This is a genomic window from Streptomyces sp. VTCC 41912 (genome assembly GCF_045799175.1).
GTDB classification, from domain to species: Bacteria; Actinomycetota; Actinomycetes; order Streptomycetales; family Streptomycetaceae; genus Streptomyces; species Streptomyces albulus_C.
In genome coordinates, this window is record NZ_JBJMAB010000045.1 from 16,873 (window position 1) to 35,147 (window position 18,275).

The following is an 18,275-nucleotide window of genomic DNA, read 5'->3' on the forward strand; positions in this document are numbered from 1 at the left end:
GTACGAATCGAGGCCGGCCAGCAAAGCAGCAGGTCAAAGGCCACATGGATCGCCATTCACAGCCCCTCGTGAGGGTCCGTGCGTCAAACGAGCGTCACTGGTCCTGGCGTCGGTCCCGGTCTCGGCACGTCGCATGTCTCATCAGCCGCACGTCCTACCCGAGGTCTGCCAGCAACGAGTACAGAACAGCCTCCTCCTCTATACGCACACCGTGCTCAGCGAGGGCAGTCGCCAGATCCGGATCCCATGGCGACAGAGCCGACATCCCGGTCAGAGGCCGGGGAGCAGAACCGGCAGCGGCTACCGCCGCACGGTATTCCTCGGCTGTGTAGCGCCATGGCTGCCACGGCACGTGCTGGTGCAGCGTCGTGGCGATGCGCAGGCCGCCCCAGTCGAAGTCGCCGTGGTAGCGGAATTCGGCACGGAGCTCGTGGAGGTGCGCCAGGAGGGCCAGGGCGGCAGCCGACGGCTGGCCCTGGAGGCAGACCAGCGGGAGGGCATCCGGGCCGTAGGTGTCGGCCGCGGCCGACAGGACGGCGGGATTCTCACAGATGTGGACCACCGGCGGTGTGGTCCGGAGCGGACGGTGGGCGAGCTGGCGAAGGGTGAGTACGCACGGTTCCCCCATGTCAGCCATCCAGTCCAGAGCGGGGGTCCCCCGGAGGTTGAGGGTGAGGACCGTGGAAGAGACGTCGTCACGGAGAAGGCCGGCGGAGGCCCAGGCGGCCCGTCGCCAGGCTGCGCCCGCCCCGTCCGGATGTCCCGTGAGGGCACGGATGCCGGAGAGGCAGAGCGTCGCCGGGGGTGTGCCGTCGTCCAGTGCGTGGGCGCTGCCCAGGATGTCCGCGGCGAACACGGAGAGGGAGCGCGGCGGCTCGGCCGGCAGTTCCCGCAGGACGCGAGCCACCTGATCGAGCAGCGGTCGGGCGGCCTCAGGCGTACGGGCGAGACGCCGCACAAGGCCGTCTTCGCGTACCCGGCCGACCCATTCCTCGAGGGACGGAACCTCTCCGGCGAGCCCGGTGAGCGGAGCGTAGGCCTCCGCCCAGGCCTGGTCCTCACTCCGGCGGACCTCTTCGAGAGGGACGACGGGCCCGGTGAGCGCCGTCACGGCCACCGTCAGGCCCTCGGGGCTGACGCCTGATCTGACCAGCACGGCGTCCACGGCGTCGAGCCGGACCGTCAGCGCCTTGCCATCACCCGGGGCCCGGCCCAGCAGCCGCTCGGCCGCGGCCCGTTGGGCCGGGGTCGGCGCGGCCAGGGAGACGGGTCCGGTGAGGGACTGTCCGCGCTCCAGCCGACGGCGTACGCGCTCCAGCAGCCAGGCCAGATCGGGCCCGCCGAGGAGGCGGCGCAGGCGGGCTTCGTCAACCGGAGTCCTGTTCACGTCCACAGGGGCTCCGGGTCCGGCGTGCGCACCGGGTCCTCGTGACGGGTACGAGCCGTGCCGTCCCATTCCCAGCGGGTGACCAGAACGGCGGCCACCTCGTCGACCCGGGACAGCTGGGCGATGGCGATGCCCGGTACCTGCGGATAGCAGGCCCATTCCCGTTCACTGGTCATGACCACATCCAGGTCGAAGGCGTGCAGGAGGCCGAGGCACTTGGCGCGCGAGTCGTCGTCGACGCCCGCGAACGCCTCGTCCAGGGTGACGAGTCGTGGTGCGTACGGGCTGGCCGCGCTCGCGTAGTGCGAGGAGGCCACGGCGAACAAGGGCACGGAGACCGCCAGGACGCGTTCGCCTCCGGACGCGGGACCGGTGGCAGGCACCCAGCGACCGTGCTGCTGCCGCTCGACGGCGAACTCGTGCCAGGAACGGTAGTCGAGCGCCGCCGTGAGGTGTTCCAGCCAGCTGCCGGCCGCGTCCTCGGTCTGCTGGCGGGCGATCTGCGTCTGCAGGAACTCCCCGACCGCGGCCCGGTCCTCGGGAGTCCAGGCGTCGGCGGTCTGGAGCAGTCGGCCACGGGCCTGGGCAAGGCCGGCAGGTGCCTTGCGGGAGGCCCGCCACACCAGGCGCAGGGTCATGCCGGTGGAGGTCGGACGGTCCTCCAGCTCGGCGTTCATGGCGAGCACGTGCCGTTCGGCGGTCGCGATCAGCTCCTGAAGAGTGCCCGCGACCTCGGTGATGAGGTGGGTTTCAAGGATTTCGCGTTCATTCGCGGAGAGGATGCGGGTGAGTTCGCCGACCTCGACCGCCAGCGCCTCGGCGAGTTCGGGTACGGCGCGTTCGCGGCCCTGGTAGACGATGTCGACGATCATCCCGTCCTCGACCATCCGGGCCGAGGCGGTATGGCCGTGCCGGGACAGCGCGTCCTGAAGGGTTTTGAGCTCTTCGCTCAGACGCCGCTGTACGCGCTCCCAAGCACCGTCCGAGTCGTCCGTCGTCGACAACTCCGCTTCGAGGGAACGGGCGAGGGCGATGGCCGGGGTGGCCGCCCACGGGCCGTCGGCGGCGGCCGGTACGGCAAGTTCGGGAAGCGCGACCGTGATCAGCCCGGTGGCGGTGAAGCGCTGGAGCGCGGCGATGGCCTCGGAGCGCGCGGAGGCAGCCTCGGTGACGGCCTTCTCCAGCTGTTCGATCCGGCCTTCGGCCCGGTTGGCCCGCCGGTCCGCCTCCGTGCGGCGGTCCTGGGACAACCGCTGATCGGCAGCGCAGCCGCGCAGGGCCTCCGCGGTCTCCGCCAGCCGCCGTTCCAGCTCGGCCACGGCCGCGCCCACGGTCGAGCGCAGCGTGGTGAGCCGCTCGTCCGCGGCTGCCGCCTCGCGGGCGGCCTCCTCCGCGCGCAGGGCGATTTCGGCGGTGCGCTCCCCTGCCCGGCCGGTTTCCTCACGCTCCTCCTGTGCCTGCCGTGCCGCTTCGGTTCGTTCGCGCAGGGCGGGCCAGAGTGCGGCCAGGACGGCCGCGAGTTCGACGAGGGCCTGCCGTACGACGGCCAGCGCCGGCCGGTCCGGGGCAGCCCCAGATCGGCGGCGGCCTCCTGTAGCTCGGCGCTCGCCAGCTCCGACCGCTCGGCTGCGGCCAGCGCGTCGGCGGCCCGTCCCTCACGACGGGACCTGGCCCGGCGCGCGGTGTCGGCGGCAGCCGCCGCGCGGGCGTGCGCCCGGGTCAGCGGCCCGTCGTCGGGCACCGCGGCCAGTTCGGCGTCGAGCGTACGGCGCCGGGTCTCCAGAGCCTGCGCGTGCACGGCCTCGGCTGCCTCCTCTCCCTGGAGAAGGGAGAGTTCGGCGCGCAAGGTGGTGATACGGCTGCGCCGCGCGGCTTCCCGGGCGCCCGCGCCGATGTACTCGGCCGCAGGTTTGGCCCACCGACCGATGAGGACGCCTACGCGGTAGCGGCCGTCCGGAGCCGCCCATGTGCCGGCTGTCGGCTCGGTGCCCCCTGGCCCGGCACCCGCCTCCGCGTCCCCAGCGACCGCGCCCAGGCCGATCGCCGAGAGGAGTCGGCCCACTGTCTCTTCACCCACGTGGGTCGCCTGGGCATCGCCGTAGTCGACGGCCGGGCGCAGCACGTCGGCGAGCGACGGCCCGTCGACCGGACCCGTCCGCGCGTCGAGGAGTACGTCGTGACCGTCCGCTGCCAGGGCCGCGCCGTCGGGGCGCACCCAAGCGTCCAGCAGCCCGGCCGCCTCCAGGGCCGCCTCCAGGCCGGCGCGCTCCCGGTCCGCGACCTCGTCCCGGAAGTCGACCAGCCGCCACAGTGGGGCGCCGGGCGCCTGATCGCGCAGACCGGGGTTCCGGGTGTACGGGGCCTGCGGTCCACGGCGGCCGCCGGCCTCCAGCTCGGCGAGTTCCTGTTCCGCGTCTCGGGCACGGGCCGCCAGGGCCGCCCCGCGCTGCGCTGATTGCGCAGCCTGGTCGGCGAGTACCGCTGCCGTGGCGCTGTGCGCGTCCGATCCATGCCGGCGTGCCGGGTAGGGCCCGTCCTGGTGCCGGGTCCACTCCTGGAGCTCGTCCAACAGTCCGACCGGGTCGGCGTACGCGAGCTCCTCGCACCGGCCCGCGTGCTCGCGCACGGCGTCCACCAGGGCCCGGCCCGCGGCCGTCACCGTCTCGTCGGCCGCGCCCTGTTCCTCGGCGGCGTGCGCCAGGTCGGTTTCCGTCTCGTCGAGCCGCAGTGCGGCGGCCCGGCGCTCGGACGCCGCCGCCTCGGCGCGGTCCGCGAGCTCCTCGACGTGCGCGAGGGTGCGGTGTCGGCGGTCGGTCGCCTCGGTCACAGCGGCACGCAGTTCGGCCGCCGTCAGCCCCTCGTCCCCGGGCAGGTCCAGCCGGGCCGCCTCGGCGGTTTCCCGCGCGAGGCGAAGCGTGTCCTCGACTCGGTGCCCGGCGGCCTGGAACCGGTTCTCCGCCGCCGTGAGGCGGCCGAGCGCCCGTGTGTGCAGCAGCGCGGCCTCCTCCCGGTCGGCGCGTGCGCGTGCGCTGTCCTGCCCGCACCGTTCCAACGCCTTGGCGGCCCGCTCCAGTTCATGAGCGCTGCGCATTTCCGGGCCCTCACGCAGGGCTGCGTCGACGGCCTCCAGTCGGGCCTGTGTCTCGGTGAGCGCGGCGATCCGCTCGTCGGCCGCCGCCCGCTCCTCCTCGGCCGCGGCCTTCTCGGCCTGTGCCTCGGCGAGGTCGCGCAGCAGGTGCTCGTACTTCGAGTGCTCGCTGCGCGGGAGGCGTGCGCGCCGGCGGGAGGCGATGCGGGCATAGCGCCGGTAGTGGTCGAGGAACGCAGAGGCCGCGCGCTCGGCCGCGCCGGCGGCCCGTAGCTCCTCCTTCTCCTCGTCCAGGGAGCGGAATGCCTCGGCCACGTCCGCGATGACGGCCTGGTCTATGGGCGGAAGCGCTTCGGTGAGCGCGCGGGAGAGGGCGGCTTCGTTGGGGCGTTTGGACAGTTGGGGCTGGCGCAGCTGGATGAGCAGGTCCACGAGGGCGCCGTAGCGCTGCTCCCCGAGCCCGAAGAGCGCCTCGTCGACGGCCCGGCGATAGGTCTTGGCCTGGTCGTAGACCATTCCGTGTCCCGCGACCGCCTCGATGAGCCGGTCCCGGGACAACACCGTGCCGGTGGTGTCGAGGAGGCTGAGCGACCCCTCCGACACCGCCCCGGCCGGTGCGTGGTCGATCCGCTGGGCGGTCACCGCCCACCAGTGCCGGGCGATGCCGCGCCCGCTGACGGCCTTGAGCCCGCAGAGAAGCGTACGGAACTGCTCCTCGCCGCTCACCTCGTCGCGGCGGCCGAACTCCACCCAGGTGTAGCCGAGCCGTTCGGAGTAGGGGTGCTCTCCGCCGAGCAGCAGATTCCACTCCATCCTCTTTCCGGCGTCTCCGTCGGGCTCCACCCGGCGCGCGCTGAGGTCCCCGTCCAGGAGGAAGGGCAGGGTCAGGGCGAGCACCTTGGATTTGCCTGTGCCGTTGTTCCCCCGGAGCAGCAGCCGCCCGTCGCGGAAGTGGAATTCCTCCACGTCGTAGTGGAAAAGATCGACGAGACCGATCCGCAGGGGCTGCCAGCGGGCGCGCGCGGGGACCGGGAGTACGGCACGGGGGGTCAACGCTGATGAGCCTTTCGCTGCGCGGGCACCTGAGCGGTGCCGACTGTGCGGGGTTCGAGTACGACGGTCTCGCCGACCGCGTACCGGGCGAGCGCCGGGCGTGGCACCACCCCGTCAGGAGTACGGGAGACCAGGCCGAGGGCGGCGAGCCGACTGACGGCCTGCTCTACGAGCTCCCCCTCGGCTCCCGGCTCACGCGCCGACTTCGCCCAAAAGCCTCCGTGTTCGGCGGCCAGTGCGGCAACACGGCGTTCAAGGTCTGCTGTGGAGACGACCGGACCTTCGGCACTCGTGAGGTACTCGGCGAGCAGCAGGGTGACGTGACCGTGGGTGCCGGATTCCGGCATGCGGAGGTCGGTGAGGTCGTCGTCGGGGTCGACCATGGCGATGCCTTCGGCCCTGACCTCGGCCACCAGGCCCGTCAGTTCGGTGATGCGTGCGGTGAGGAAACCGCGCTGCCGCGTGAGGTAGCCCAGCTCGGCGTCGGTCAGTTCGTCGTAGTAGAGCACGGGGTCGTCCAGCAGTCGGCGGGTCAGCGAGCGGCGCATAGCCCGGAACCGGAGTTCGTCACTGTCGAGGGCCGTTTCGGCGGTGAGCCCGACGAGCCGCTCGTCCAGGGTGGCGGCCCGGATGGTGGACGGGCCGCGTCGGGTCGCGAGCAGCCCGGCGAGCACCCGCCGTTCGACGTCGTACAGGACGTCTCCGGCGCCGCTGACGTACGCCTCTTCGTCGCCGGCGACGCGCCGCAGCACTCCGAGGCTGAGCAGGAGGCGTACGACGGCGGCGAGGTCGAGGCGCTCGTCGCGGCGGTCCAGGGTGAACTGGATGCCCGTCGCGGCCAGCTGCGGATCAGTGGCGTCGAGGACGACCTGGTCGGCGAGGCGGCCGAGCGCGATCTGCGCCTCGCCGCGTTCGAGCGCGGCGAGGGCGAGGCAGAGCAGGACGTACCGGCGGCGGGGGAAGGGGGCGGCGCTGCGCGTGGCCTCGCGGGCGGGGTGGGTGGCATCGGCGAGGTGGGCCGGGATCTTGCCCAGCCGGGCGGTCTCGGCGTCGACCTGGAGGGACCAGCCAGTGTTGCGGTCGAACCACTCGCGCAGGTCGGAGGCGTGCCGCCGGACGAGACGGAACTCGTCGGCGTACGCGCCGACGGCGAGCAGCAGAGGCTGCTTCAGCAGAGCGCGGGCGGCCTTGCGCAGTTCCGCGGCATGCTGCCCGTCCAGCACTTCGGCGAGCGGAGTACTCACAGTCCGTCGTCTCCTTCCGCCAGATCGATGATCTCGATGGTGTGGTCAGGGCCGCGAAAGACGCCGCCCGGCGTGCGGACCTCGGCCGCGGATCCATCGGCCAAGGCGGTGAGTCGGATCTCCATGGACCCGTCGTTGCTGGTGGCCACCGTGTGCGTCATACCGGGCCGCCAGGTGGCCAGGGCGTCCCCGAGGAGCTGGAGGAAGAGCCGGAAGCTGACGGGGTCGAGCTCGCCGAGCCCGGACAGGCGGGTGATGCCGTCGGTGACGAGCCGGGCCCGCGCGGCCGCGATCTCCGCGGCCTGCTTGACGGCCACCTCGGTGAGCCTGCGGCGCGCTTCTTGCCGGTCCTCCACCTTGCGGGGCTTGCCGCGCCGCTCGTAGCTGCCGGTACGGCGCAGCTGCGGGCTGATGCGCAGCGGCTCGGCGTCGGCCCATGGGGTGGACGCCGGATCGGGACGGGCGGCGCGGGCGGCCAGCGTCTCGGCGTCGACCGTGAGGTGCCGGGCCGGGTACAGCCCGAAGGCGGTGCGCCAAAGCCGGTGCCGGGCGTCGTCGTCGGGAGCCTCGGCGAACCAGCGGGCGAGCGTACGGAAGTCGGCGGAGCGATCGGAACGCCCGGCTCGGCGCTCGTTCAGCGACCGTACGACGGCCAGCAGCTGGGGTACGGCCCCGAGCGCACGGCCGCGCAGCAGCCGGGCCTGCGATTCCCGGCCGTCCCGGCTGAGGAACCAGGCCGCCAGCCCGGCCCACCGGCCGGCCCACCGCTCGTACGCGGCCTGCTCGGCGTATGCGGCCTCCTGCGGGGTGGCATCGGCGGCCTCACGGGCGGCAGCGGCCCACAGCAGCGCCTCGATGCTGCCACCCTCCTCCAGCTCCAGGATCAGCCGGGCGATGCGGCCGCCGAGGGTGATGAGGTCCTGGATGAACCGCTCCAGGTACTGGATGAGCTGGTCCTTGTAGGCGAGGAAGACCTCCTCCGCCACGTCGTGGAGGTCGATGGTCCGCTGCAGGGACCCCATGAAGGCCCGGGCGTTGTCGGCCAGCGCCCCGAACCGACTGGCGAGCCCGTCCAGCGCGAGATGCGTCTTGGCCGGATCCGGCGCTTCCTCGGCCGCCAGCACAAGGAGGGCGCGGAGCTGGGTGACGATGTCGTGCAGCGCGACGGCCTGGAGCGCACCCCGCCGCCCGAGCGCCTCGTCGTAGGCGGACAGGGCCTCCTCGGCCGCCTCGCCCTCCCGGGTGAGCTGGTAGATGTACCGCTTGCGGTAGAAGTCCTCGACGGCCGTGACCCGCCCGGTGTCCGGGTCGGCGCGCAGGTTCCCCCACTCGACCAGCTTGTCCAGTACGCCGACGACACCCTCCAACTCGCCGGGCCGTACGGCGGCGGGCAGCCCGGCGTAGACGTCCTCGGGCCGCAGGTGTACGGCGAACCGCTCCTTGGCCACGAGGAAGGCGCGCATCACCGAGCGGTAGAGCAGCACGTTCGGGGCGGTGAGATGCGCGAAGGGCCCGTAGCCGGCTGGAGGGCCCTCCGGCCGGGAAGAAGTCATGTCCATCGCCTGCAATCCTCCCGGACCGTTCTCCGAGATCGGCAGGGACTTAAGTACTTGACCGATTCGCACCGCTCTTGATCGCGCCTGCCCTGCACTCGCGGCATCCGCAAGCCCGGGCGCTGCCCGCTTCGTCGCAGGTGCCCCTGATGTCAAGGCCCCACCGTTAGGATCTCCCAAGAGCTTTGTCTACCGCCGGATGGCCGAGTCAATCAGCTCTTCAGCACGCAGCGACGAAGCGGGGGCCGCAAGCGGGCCTTCGTCGAGCCGGCCGACGGTGGTGGCGTCGCCAAATGGACGGGCGGTTCCCTCGCCGGTCTCTCGTACGCCTTGACCCGCTCGATGCGCGACGTACTTCTCGGAGCAGACCCCCTGGTTTCTCTGACCCGTCGGGCCGAGGCGTGCCTGACCGAGTGGCGTGAGGAAGCTCCACAGATCACGGATGCTGACGGCTCCCTGATCACCCGCCTGGGAACGGATGTGCGTTGGTGGACGTGGGCCGGCTACCGAGCGAACGCGACACTGGCCGCCACCCTTCCGTCGATCAGTGATCCCGTTCAACGACCGACGGACTGCTACGTGCGGCTGAGGGAAGACCTGACACCCGACATGTGGCGAGTGGCGCGTGCGGATGCCGACGGCGGAAACGCGCTGGTGTTGCCTGATGTCGATCACCGAGCCGTACACGGCCTGAAGTTCTCAGCAGCGCTCCCCCAGCGTCTCGCGGTGGCCACCGTTGCCGCGCGACTGGCCGACTTCGACGGCGCGCGAGCGGCCTTGCACGACACCGTACGGTTCCACACCGCGTCCACCAGTTGAAACGTGAGGCCAGGCTCTTGATCCACTGCCTGTTCTAGAATGGCCGCGACAGACTCAGCGGCCCGACAGGCTTCCGCTCCGCATCTGCGGAACCAGGACATGCCCCCACCCGCACGAGCTACTTCGTGCTGCCTGGGGGCATTCTCTTGCTGTTCCGTGAGTCTGCGGCGTCACTGGCCACCCGCACCCACGTCGAGGGTCGGTTGGCGCGGCTCCTGACCGAGAACTTCCTGCACCAACACCGTCATCGACCCCAGCCGGCGGAGGTTCGGGCGTGGGAGCACAGCATTCCGGCACTCACCAACGTGCTCGTGGAAGCCGGACTCGGCGAGGTCGAAATGCTGCTGGAGTACGGGCTGCCGCTGACCAGCAAGCGCGCTGACGTGATATTGGCCGGGGTACATCCAGCCACCGGTGAGGCGTCGTACGTGGTGGTCGAACTGAAGCAGTGGAGCGAAGCCCACCCCGAGCCGGAGGATCCGCTGCTCTGCCATATCGACGCCTACGACCATCCGACCCTCAATCCGATCGAGCAGGTGCGCGGCTACTGCGACTACCTGGTCTCGTTCAATGGGGCTCTGGAGAACAGTCCGAAGTCGGTCGTCGGCGTGGCATACCTGCACAACGCGACGGAGGCCAAAGTGGCGGGCCTGCGCCATGTCGCAGAAGGCGATCGCGGCCGGATGTTCACCGGTGATCAGCGCGGCGCCTTCCTGAACTACCTGCGTTCACGCCTGGCCGCGAAACCCGGTGCGGATGCGGCCGATGCCTTGCTGCAGGCCAAGGTCAGGCCGTCGAGGCAGCTGATGGCCGTTGCTGCCGCAGAGGTGCGCGACCGGGAACAGTTCATCCTGCTCGATGAACAGCGGCTCGCCTACGAGACGGTCATGGCCGCAGTGCGGCGGGCGCGACAAGCGGATCACAAACAGGTCGTCGTGGTGACCGGGGGGCCGGGCTCCGGCAAGAGTGTGATCGCCTTGTCTCTCCTCGGAGACCTCTACCGGCGCGGGGTGCCCGCCCTGCACGCCACCGGCTCGCAGTCGTTCACCAAGACGATGCGCAAGATCGCCGGCACCCGCAAGCCCGAAGTGCAGCGGCTCTTCCGCTATTTCAACAGCTTCATGGAGGCTGAGCCCAACGATCTCGACGTCCTTGTCTGCGACGAGGCGCACCGCTTGCGCAAGACCTCCGCCAACCGCTACACGAAGGCGACGCTCCGCACGGGCCGACCGCAGGTGGCGGAGCTGATGGCAGCGGCTCGGGTTCCGGTCTTCCTGCTGGACCAGCACCAAGTGGTCCGACCGGGCGAGATGGGGACGGAGGAGCAGATTCGGGAAGCAGCCGCCGCATTGGGGCTCGCATGCACCGTGGTGGAACTGGACAGTCAGTTCCGATGCGGTGGCAGCGACGCATACCTGCGGTGGGTCGTTGACCTTCTGGGGCTCGAAGGTCGAGCTCCCACCGTGTGGGAGCCCGACGACAAAGTCCGTTTGATGACCGTCGACACCCCGCAGGAGCTCGAAGACTTCTTGGCCGCTCAACGGGCGCAAGGCTACAGCGCCCGCATGTCCGCGGGCTACTGCTGGAAGTGGACGACGAAGATCACTTCCAGTATGAATGCGCTGCCCACCGACGTGGTCATCGGTGACTGGGCGAGGCCATGGAACCTCTACGGTGACCGAGCCCTGCTCGGCGCACCGCCGGCGCCACTGTGGGCCACCGCCCCCGAGGGGTTCGGGCAGGTCGGATGTGTGTACACCGCGCAGGGCTTCGAGTACGACTGGTCGGGTGTCATCATGGGCCCGGACCTCGTCTGGCGGATCGACCGCTGGGTGGTGGACCGCACAGCGTCGAAGGATCCCTCGTTCACGAAGGCGACATCGGATGACGACGTGGATCGCCTCGTGCGCAATACGTACAAGGTGCTTCTCACCCGGGGCATGATCGGGACGGTCGTCTATTCGACGGATCCCGAGACCCGCGAGAAGCTCCGCACGCTGATCCCTCCGACGCCTTGAGCACCAACCGCATTCGAGGCGCCGCGGAGATCAGGGCGCTCTCGGCCACTGGAGCACTGCGAAAACCACGACGCGCGGGCCGGGCCGCGAGATAGCATGATCGCGCTGCGCACCTTCCCGGAGGGTACGAGGCAAGGGTCGGTACGCCTGCCCCAATGACCCGTGAGCGACGAACGGTTGTGCCCGTCGTGTGGCGACACACGACGCGAGCGTGGATGCCCGCAGGGCGTCCCCCTGCCATTCCGATCTCACTGCATTGGAGCGGCCATGACCTCGGTCGAGTACAAGCCTGCGCGTCGTGAACGGATCCGCGAGATCCTGATCGAAATCGCCGTCGGAGTCGTCACCAATCTTGTGGTGACGGCCTTGCTGTCGATTGCGGGTCTGCTCTTCTAGAGCGGGCGGGTGGCGGGCCCGGTGAGCCCGCCACTCACACCGAACGCGAAAGCGTGTCAGAACAGCGTCAGATCGGGCCCCTGCGACTTGCGCGCCTTCCGATTCCTCTTGCCGCGTCTTCCCCTGCTGGGTCGGGGCAGGTGCGGCTTGCGCGCCTCCGCGGGCAGATTCTCCCACGTAGGACGCAATGCGTGGAGCTCGACCGGTCCGACGAGTTCCTTGAGGTAGGTCCGGGTCTCCTCGTCTGTGGAGTAGAGCACTGTTGCCCGGCTGGCCCGGGTCATCAGCACGTGATAGGCGTGGCGGACGAGTCGGGCGAATTCCTCGTCGTCGACACTGCCCGCCTTCACCTTCGGGTCGAACGAGCCGGGGCGAGCCACTCGCTTGGTGTCGGACTCCTCGTCCTTGCGCTCCTTGCCCCGACGGAACACCCATTGGCCGTCTCGGCGCACCATGTCCTCGCCCATGATGACGCCGCACCAGTCCCATTCGAGGCCCTGCGCCGTATAGACACAACCGATCTGGCCGAGGCCGTTCTCGTGCACGGACCATATCCTGGACGGGGGTACGTCGTCAGCGCAGAAGGTGTCGCTGTCCGCGTTCCACGGCCGGTGCCAGTCGCCGATGCGCACATCGGCCTCCAGCCGCCTCTCCTTGCCGAGTGGCTTGGTCCAGGGCCAGCAATAGCCGGCGACCATGCGCGCAGACGCACCGGCCAGCGCTTCGGCACGGATGATCCGTTCGAGTTCCTCAGGGGTGTCCGCCACTTCGACGTGCATCAGGCCGTCCGGGCGCCAGCACTCGGTCTCCTCGTCCGTCACACCGAGCACGGCGCGCACCCAACGGGGGTAGGCGTCGCTGCCGCCACAGCGGAACTGCTCGCGAAGCCCGACCTCAACGAGGCGGGCATCGTGGCGGGCAGCAGCCTCCTTGATCAGCTGCACGGTACCGACCTCGTTCGGCCTCACCGACTGCCCTTCATCCATGAAGAAGACCGTCAGTCGCGAAGCGGCGAGGAGCTCGTCCACCTGCGGGCCCGTACCCCAGTCCTCGGGCTTCCAGAATCGATTCGTCGAGCGGTCGCGAAGCCGGTGTGCCTCATCGCAGATCAACACGTCCAGGGGTGGCTCCGGTGGTTTGACGAAATTGCTGAAGTACGTGAACGACTCCCTGAACTCCCGGTCTCCGTATCCGACGTGCTCTTGGAGCGCGCCGTTGAACGCCCTGCTTCCGCTGGCGTAGTTGACCGTGCGGCCCTGTGCCTCCAGCTCCGCTTTGATCTGCAGTCCGATCGCGCTCTTTCCCGTTCCGGCGCCACCGGTCACCAGGAAGATCACCCGTTGTTCGTCCGGGACCAAGGTGGGACGCTCGGGATCCGGTAGAACCTTGGCGGCCGATTCCAGGACCTGGTCGGCCACTGCCTTCTGGCGCCCACGGAGGGTGAAGACGGTGTCGGCCCCGCGGGACCAGATCATCGCGTCGAGCAGCGGAGTGTTGCGCAACCCCATGTTCTGCAGCATCCTCTCGGCCTCTGAGGCCGCGCCTTCAACGGCGAAGTGCCGCTGGAGGTCGGACAGCAATTGTGCGCGCCGGTCGCTCGTGTACACGCGGGCGTAGGCACCTGTCGGCGCATCCACGTCGATCAAGGGCCGAACCGAATCATCCGCGGCGTTGTGCAGGTAGGCGAAACCTCCGCATTCGAAGTCCGAGCGCCGGAAGGGGCCCCTGTCACTCGTGAACGCCTCGTAATACGAGCGCAATTGCAGTGCCGGGTGCTGCTTCACCTCGTCCATGGCCGGCACGTAGAGCAGGTCTGCCGTGGCCTGCTCCACCCTGGTCACCGTCGACCAGCGCTTCAGCTCGACCAACTGGACCGACGGCACGTTGCGTTCCGGGTGTCGGCCCACCAGAACGACGTCGATGAGGCGTGGGTTCTCGGAACGGTTCACCTCGTCGAGCGTGGCGGCACATTCGACGATCATCTCCACGTTGCCGCGCTCCGCCGCGACCAGGTCGTTCGCCAGGCTCACCAGGCTTTCCGCCCACGCGGAACGTTCCGACAACGAGGCGTCCGCGCCCCTGAAGTGGCGCCATCGGGCAGCAAGGTGCGGAACCATTCTGCGACGCGAATTCAGAGTGAGCAGGTCCTCCGCCGACAGTTTCAGCAGGAGCATGGACACGAGGTGGTTCCCCCAGGGCACGAGTGACTCGTGCGGGTGGGGGCATGTCCTGTTCAGGAAGCCCGTCGGGCCGCAATCGGTTGGAGTAATCCTAGTAAGGCCCGACCTGCCGAAGAACGACACCTCGGCTGTCGGCGAGAACTGCGTCGATCATGGCTGGATCACGCAGTACGGGTCATGGACCCTAGATCTCGAGCCGGCAACTGTCAGCTCATTCTCGGGGCGCCGACTGCGCGGGCCGGAAACTCCCGGGCGACCGCCGCCAGCTGCCCACCGCTGTTCCCGGTGGGCTCCGTCGACCCTGTCGCGGGCAGTCAGAGATCCGCCCACCAGTCCGACGGCGGCATGTTCTCGGGCCACGGGCCGCAAGTCCTGAAGCCAGCGAGCAACGCCTTAACGGACAGGACCTCGAAGTCCAGCAGCCGCTCGTCGAGAACGGCTGCGGTCAGTGACGCTGAGAAACCGCTACTGGGGCGCCACCCGGCAACGAGTGAGTGTCATTAGCCAAAAGTCAGGCTTGGCATTCGCGATGTCATAAGGCCAGCGGCTTGCGGGTCGGCGACCAAGCCGTTGGCCCGGTCGCGTCCGTGGACGCGGCCGGGCCAACGTGATGGGGCTTCAGAACGTGCGTCAATTGAGCGTCAGCAGCCCGAGGAGAGCCCTGATGCCGCTAGCTAGGACCGCGACGTCCCGTACTGAAACTGCAGGTCAGGTTGCTTCAGCAGCACCGACGCGCCTTCACGCGTTGCTGGCCCGGAAACAGGTCGAGCAGCTCACGAAGACCAGGAAATCCCAGGTCAGGCGTCCTTCTTCACCGGCTCCAGGATCGCCACGCACTCGACATGGTGGGTCATCGGGAACAGGTCGAAGGCTCGCATGCGGCGGGGGGCGTAGCCGGCCTGGTGGAAGTAGGCCAGGTCGCGGGCGAGGGCGGCCGGGTCGCAGGCGACGTAGGCGATGCGGCGGGGGGTGAGGGAGGCGAGGTGGTGGACGGTGGCCTTGCCGGCGCCGGCGCGGGGCGGGTCGAGGACGACGAGGTCGACGTCGGTGATGCCGGTGCGGGGCAGGATCTGCTCGACCTTGCCCTGTTCGATGCGGACCCGGTCGAGGTCGGCGAGGTTGTGCTGGGCGTCCTCGACGGCGCGCTTGCTGGATTCGATACCGAGGACCGCGCCCTTGTCGCCGACGCGTTCGGCGAGGGCCCCGGCGAAGAGGCCGACACCGCAGTAGAGGTCGAGGGCCATGTCGCCCTTCTTGGGCATCAGACCCTGCATGACGGCCTCGACGAGGAGGTCGGCGGCCTTCGGGTGGACCTGCCAGAAGCCGCCGTTGCCGACCCGCCAGGTGCGGCCGGCGGCGCGTTCGCGGACGAAGGGGCGGCCGTGCACGCGGTGGACGCCACCGTCCTTCTCGCCGACGCGGAGGACGGAGACCGGCTTGTCGAGTTCGACGAGGGGGAGGCGGCCGCCGGGGCTCGGGGTGAGGATCACCTGACGGTCGTGGGAGCCGGTGGCGGCGATCGCCTCGACGGTGGCGATCTGCGGCCAGGTGCGCTTCTCGATGCCGAGTTCGGAGACGCCCGGGGCGGCGATCATGCAGTGGGTGACCGGTTCGACGTCGTGCGAGCGGTGCTTGCGCAGGCCCGGGCGGCCTTCGGCGTCCACGGCGTACTGGACGCGAGTGCGCCAGGCCGGGACCTCGCCCTTGGCGACCTTGTCACCGGGGGCCGGTTCGACGGTGCCGTCCCAACCGGCCCGCTCGGGGGTGAGGTCGGCGAGGCGGGCCAGCTGCTCGCTGATGACCGCGGCCTTGAGGCGGCGCTGGGCGCCGGGCGCGGCGTGCTGCCAGTCGCAGCCGCCGCAGCGGCCGGGGCCGGCGAACGGGCAGGGGGCCTCGACGCGGTCCTTGGAGGGGCTGAGGATCTCGACGGCGTCGGCGCGCAGGAAGCGGGCGCCCTCCTCGCCGTCGGTGACGCGCACGCGCACCTGCTCGCCGGGCAGCGCGTGCCGGACGAAGAGGACCTGGCCGGCGTCGGTGCGGGCGATGCAGTGGCCGCCGTGCGCGACCGGGCCGATCTCGACTTCGTACTCCTCGCCGACCAGCGACTTCCTGGATTCCGGCGGCGTGTCCGGCTGCATGGCGAGGAGCTCCTGGGGAGAGGTGGGTGGAAACCGTGACGGCTGGTCTCCGGGTGGAGGCCAGCCGTCCATTCTACGGGGTGCGGTGCCGTGCGACGGCCGCCACGATCACTTCTTGGTGGCCGCGGATTCCTTCTTGGGTGCGGAGACCGGGCCGCGCCGGACCGAGCCGGGGGCGTTCCATTCGGCGCGCTTGCGGGCGCGCTTCTTGGCGGCCTCGGAGGAGTCCAGCTGCCAGGGGACGGAGGTGACCATGACCCCGGGGGTGAAGAGGAGGCGTCCCTTGAGGCGCAGTGCGGACTGGTTGTGGAGCAGGTGCTCGTACCAGTGGCCGACGACGTACTCGGGGATGTAGACGGAGACGGCGTCGCGGGGGCTCTCCCGGCGCAGCGACTTGACGTAGTCGATGATCGGCCGGGTGATCTCGCGGTAGGGGGAGGCGAGGACCTTCAGCGGGACCTCGATGCCGCGGCGCTCCCACTCGGCGCGCAGGGCCCGGGTGTCGGCCTGGTCGACGTCGACGCTGACGGCTTCGAGGGTGCCCGAGCGCATCAGCTTGGCGTAGTTCAGGGCCCGCAGGGTGGGCTTGTGGAGCTTGGAGACCAGGACGATGGCGTGGACGCGGGAGGGGCGGACCACGTCGTCGTCGGGGGTGTCCGGGGCGGCGATCTCGTCGGCGACCCGGTCGTAGTGGCGGCGGATCGCGGTCATCGTCACGAAGAAGATGACCATGCCGAGGAGGGCGACCCAGGCGCCGTGGGTGAACTTCGTCAGGAGGACGACGACGAGGACCAGGCCGGTGAAGAAGGCGCCGAAGGCGTTGATGGCGCGGGAGCGCTGCATCTTGCGGCGCTTGGCGGGGTCCTTCTCGCTGACCAGGTGGCGGTTCCAGTGCCGGACCATGCCGATCTGGCTGAGCGTGAAGGAGACGAAGACGCCGACGATGTAGAGCTGGATCAGGCGGGTGGAGTCCGCGCCGTAGAGGTAGACGAGGACGGTGGCCGCGCCGGCCAGCAGGACGATGCCGTTGGAGAAGGCCAGGCGGTCGCCGCGGGTGTGCAGCTGGCGCGGGAGGTAGCGGTCCTGGGCGAGGATCGAGCCGAGCAGCGGGAAGCCGTTGTAGGCGGTGTTGGCGGCCAGGAACAGGACCAGCGCGGTGGCCGCTGCCAGGACGACGAAGAGGAAGCTGCCCTTGCCGAAGACGGCCTCGGCGACCTGCGAGATGACCGGGTTCTGGGTGTAGCCGGAGCCCAGCGGCTTGCCGTTGTTCAACAGGTCGGTGGCCGGGTTCTCCGCCATCCGCACGTGGGTGGTCATGGCCAGCGCGATGATGCCGCAGAACATGGTGACGGCCAGCCCGCCCATGAGGGCGAGGGTGGTCGCGGCGTTCTTCGACTTCGGCTTGCGGAAGGCGGGCACGCCGTTGGAGATCGCCTCGACGCCGGTGAGCGCGGCGCAGCCGGAGGAGAAGGCACGCAGCAGCAGGAAGATCAGGGCGAAGCCGGCGAGGCCGCCCTGCTCGGCGTGGATGGTGTAGCCGGCGGTCGGGGCCTTCATGGTGTCGCCGAGGAGCAGTCCGCGGATCGCGCCCCAGAAGATCATGATGAAGACGCCGGCCACGAAGACGTACGTGGGGATCGCGAAGAGCTTGCCGGACTCCTTGACGCCGCGCAGGTTCATCAGCGTCAGCAGCACGATGATGGCGATGGCGCAGAACGTCTTGTGCTCGACGACGAAGGGGACGGCGGAGCCGAGGTTCTCCACGCCGGAGGAGATGGAGACCGCGACGGTCAGGACGTAGTCGACCAGCAGGGCGCTGGCGACGGTCAGGCCCGCCTTGGGCCCGAGGTTGGTGGTGGCGACCTCGTAGTCACCACCGCCGCTCGGGTAGGCGTGCACGTTCTGCCGGTACGACGCGACGACGGTGAACATCAGCACCACGACCGCGACCGCGATCCACGGGCTGAAGCTGTACGCGGAGACCCCTGCCACGGACAGGACCAGCAGCACCTCGCCGGGCGCGTAGGCCACGGAGGAGAGCGGGTCGGAGGCGAAGACGGGGAGTGCGATGCGCTTGGGGAGAAGGGTCTCCCCGAGCCTGTCGCTGCGCAGTGCGCGCCCGATCAAGATCCGTTTGGGCACGTCGGTCAGTTTGGACACCAGAGGATGCTAAGCCTTCGTCAAGGTCCCCGCCCACCCGCCACCCGGACGGGTGCGAGCGCGCGAATGCGCCACCATGCACATAGCGACCCGACTACGCATCCACTACGCGGGACCTCTACAGCATCTGCACGATAAGCGCACGGCGGCGCCGTCGATGCAGGGAACTCCACGGGCCCGCACGTCGTGGTCGATGTCACGACGCCCGGGCGTGTCGTGGGAGCACGGAGGCGCGCGGC

Annotated in this window: 8 protein-coding genes and 2 pseudogenes; 3 read left to right on the forward strand and 7 right to left on the reverse strand. The window is 70.1% G+C overall.

Annotation, left to right across the window (positions count from 1 at the left end):
• Nucleotides 1–154: 154 nt before the first annotated feature.
• The 4 genes and pseudogenes from ACJ6WD_RS36230 to ACJ6WD_RS36245 all read right to left on the reverse strand — a co-directional run bounded on the left by ACJ6WD_RS36230 (nt 155) and on the right by ACJ6WD_RS36245 (nt 8,331).
• Nucleotides 155–1,387 (reverse strand): TIGR02679 family protein, encoded by a 1,233-nt coding sequence (locus ACJ6WD_RS36230; RefSeq protein WP_407617364.1) that lies wholly within the window; start codon nt 1,385–1,387, stop codon nt 155–157.
• A pseudogene (locus ACJ6WD_RS36235) lies at nt 1,384–5,441 on the reverse strand (TIGR02680 family protein). Before ACJ6WD_RS36235 ends, ACJ6WD_RS36230 begins: the two are co-directional and overlap by 4 nt.
• Before the next feature lie 83 nt (nt 5,442–5,524).
• Nucleotides 5,525–6,772: a TIGR02678 family protein gene (locus ACJ6WD_RS36240; protein WP_044379834.1), complete on the reverse strand. Its 1,248-nt coding sequence runs from the start codon at nt 6,770–6,772 to the stop codon at nt 5,525–5,527.
• Nucleotides 6,769–8,331, reverse strand: a complete 1,563-nt coding sequence (locus tag ACJ6WD_RS36245) for a TIGR02677 family protein (protein WP_376557728.1) — start codon at nt 8,329–8,331, stop codon at nt 6,769–6,771. The genes ACJ6WD_RS36240 and ACJ6WD_RS36245 overlap by 4 nt, the downstream gene beginning before the upstream one ends.
• A 240-nt stretch (nt 8,332–8,571) precedes the next feature.
• Here ACJ6WD_RS36245 and ACJ6WD_RS36250 point away from each other — a divergent pair.
• The 3 genes and pseudogenes from ACJ6WD_RS36250 to ACJ6WD_RS36260 all read left to right on the forward strand — a co-directional run.
• Nucleotides 8,572–9,144: pseudogene (locus ACJ6WD_RS36250) on the forward strand (ATP-dependent helicase); the annotation flags it as partial.
• 146 nt (nt 9,145–9,290) lie between these two features.
• Nucleotides 9,291–11,162: a DNA/RNA helicase domain-containing protein gene (locus ACJ6WD_RS36255; protein ID WP_376557730.1), complete on the forward strand. Its 1,872-nt coding sequence runs from the start codon at nt 9,291–9,293 to the stop codon at nt 11,160–11,162.
• Nucleotides 11,163–11,429: 267 nt separating this feature from the next.
• Nucleotides 11,430–11,558 (forward strand): DUF6408 family protein, encoded by a 129-nt coding sequence (locus ACJ6WD_RS36260; RefSeq protein WP_222517947.1) that lies wholly within the window; start codon nt 11,430–11,432, stop codon nt 11,556–11,558.
• A 56-nt stretch (nt 11,559–11,614) separates the two neighbouring features.
• On the opposite strand, the gene ACJ6WD_RS36265 is transcribed toward ACJ6WD_RS36260, so the two are convergent.
• From ACJ6WD_RS36265 to ACJ6WD_RS36275, 3 genes are all read right to left on the reverse strand, one after another.
• The gene (locus ACJ6WD_RS36265) at nt 11,615–13,732 is read right to left on the reverse strand and encodes a DUF2075 domain-containing protein (protein WP_366408576.1); all 2,118 of its coding nucleotides are present in this window, start codon (nt 13,730–13,732) and stop codon (nt 11,615–11,617) included.
• Between the two features lie 803 nt (nt 13,733–14,535).
• A complete protein-coding gene (locus tag ACJ6WD_RS36270; protein WP_376557733.1) occupies nt 14,536–15,876 on the reverse strand; it encodes a class I SAM-dependent RNA methyltransferase in 1,341 nt (446 codons plus the stop codon).
• 108 nt (nt 15,877–15,984) lie between these two features.
• The gene (locus ACJ6WD_RS36275; protein ID WP_233661945.1) at nt 15,985–18,036 is read right to left on the reverse strand and encodes an APC family permease; all 2,052 of its coding nucleotides are present in this window, start codon (nt 18,034–18,036) and stop codon (nt 15,985–15,987) included.
• Between the last annotated feature and the right edge of the window lie 239 nt (nt 18,037–18,275).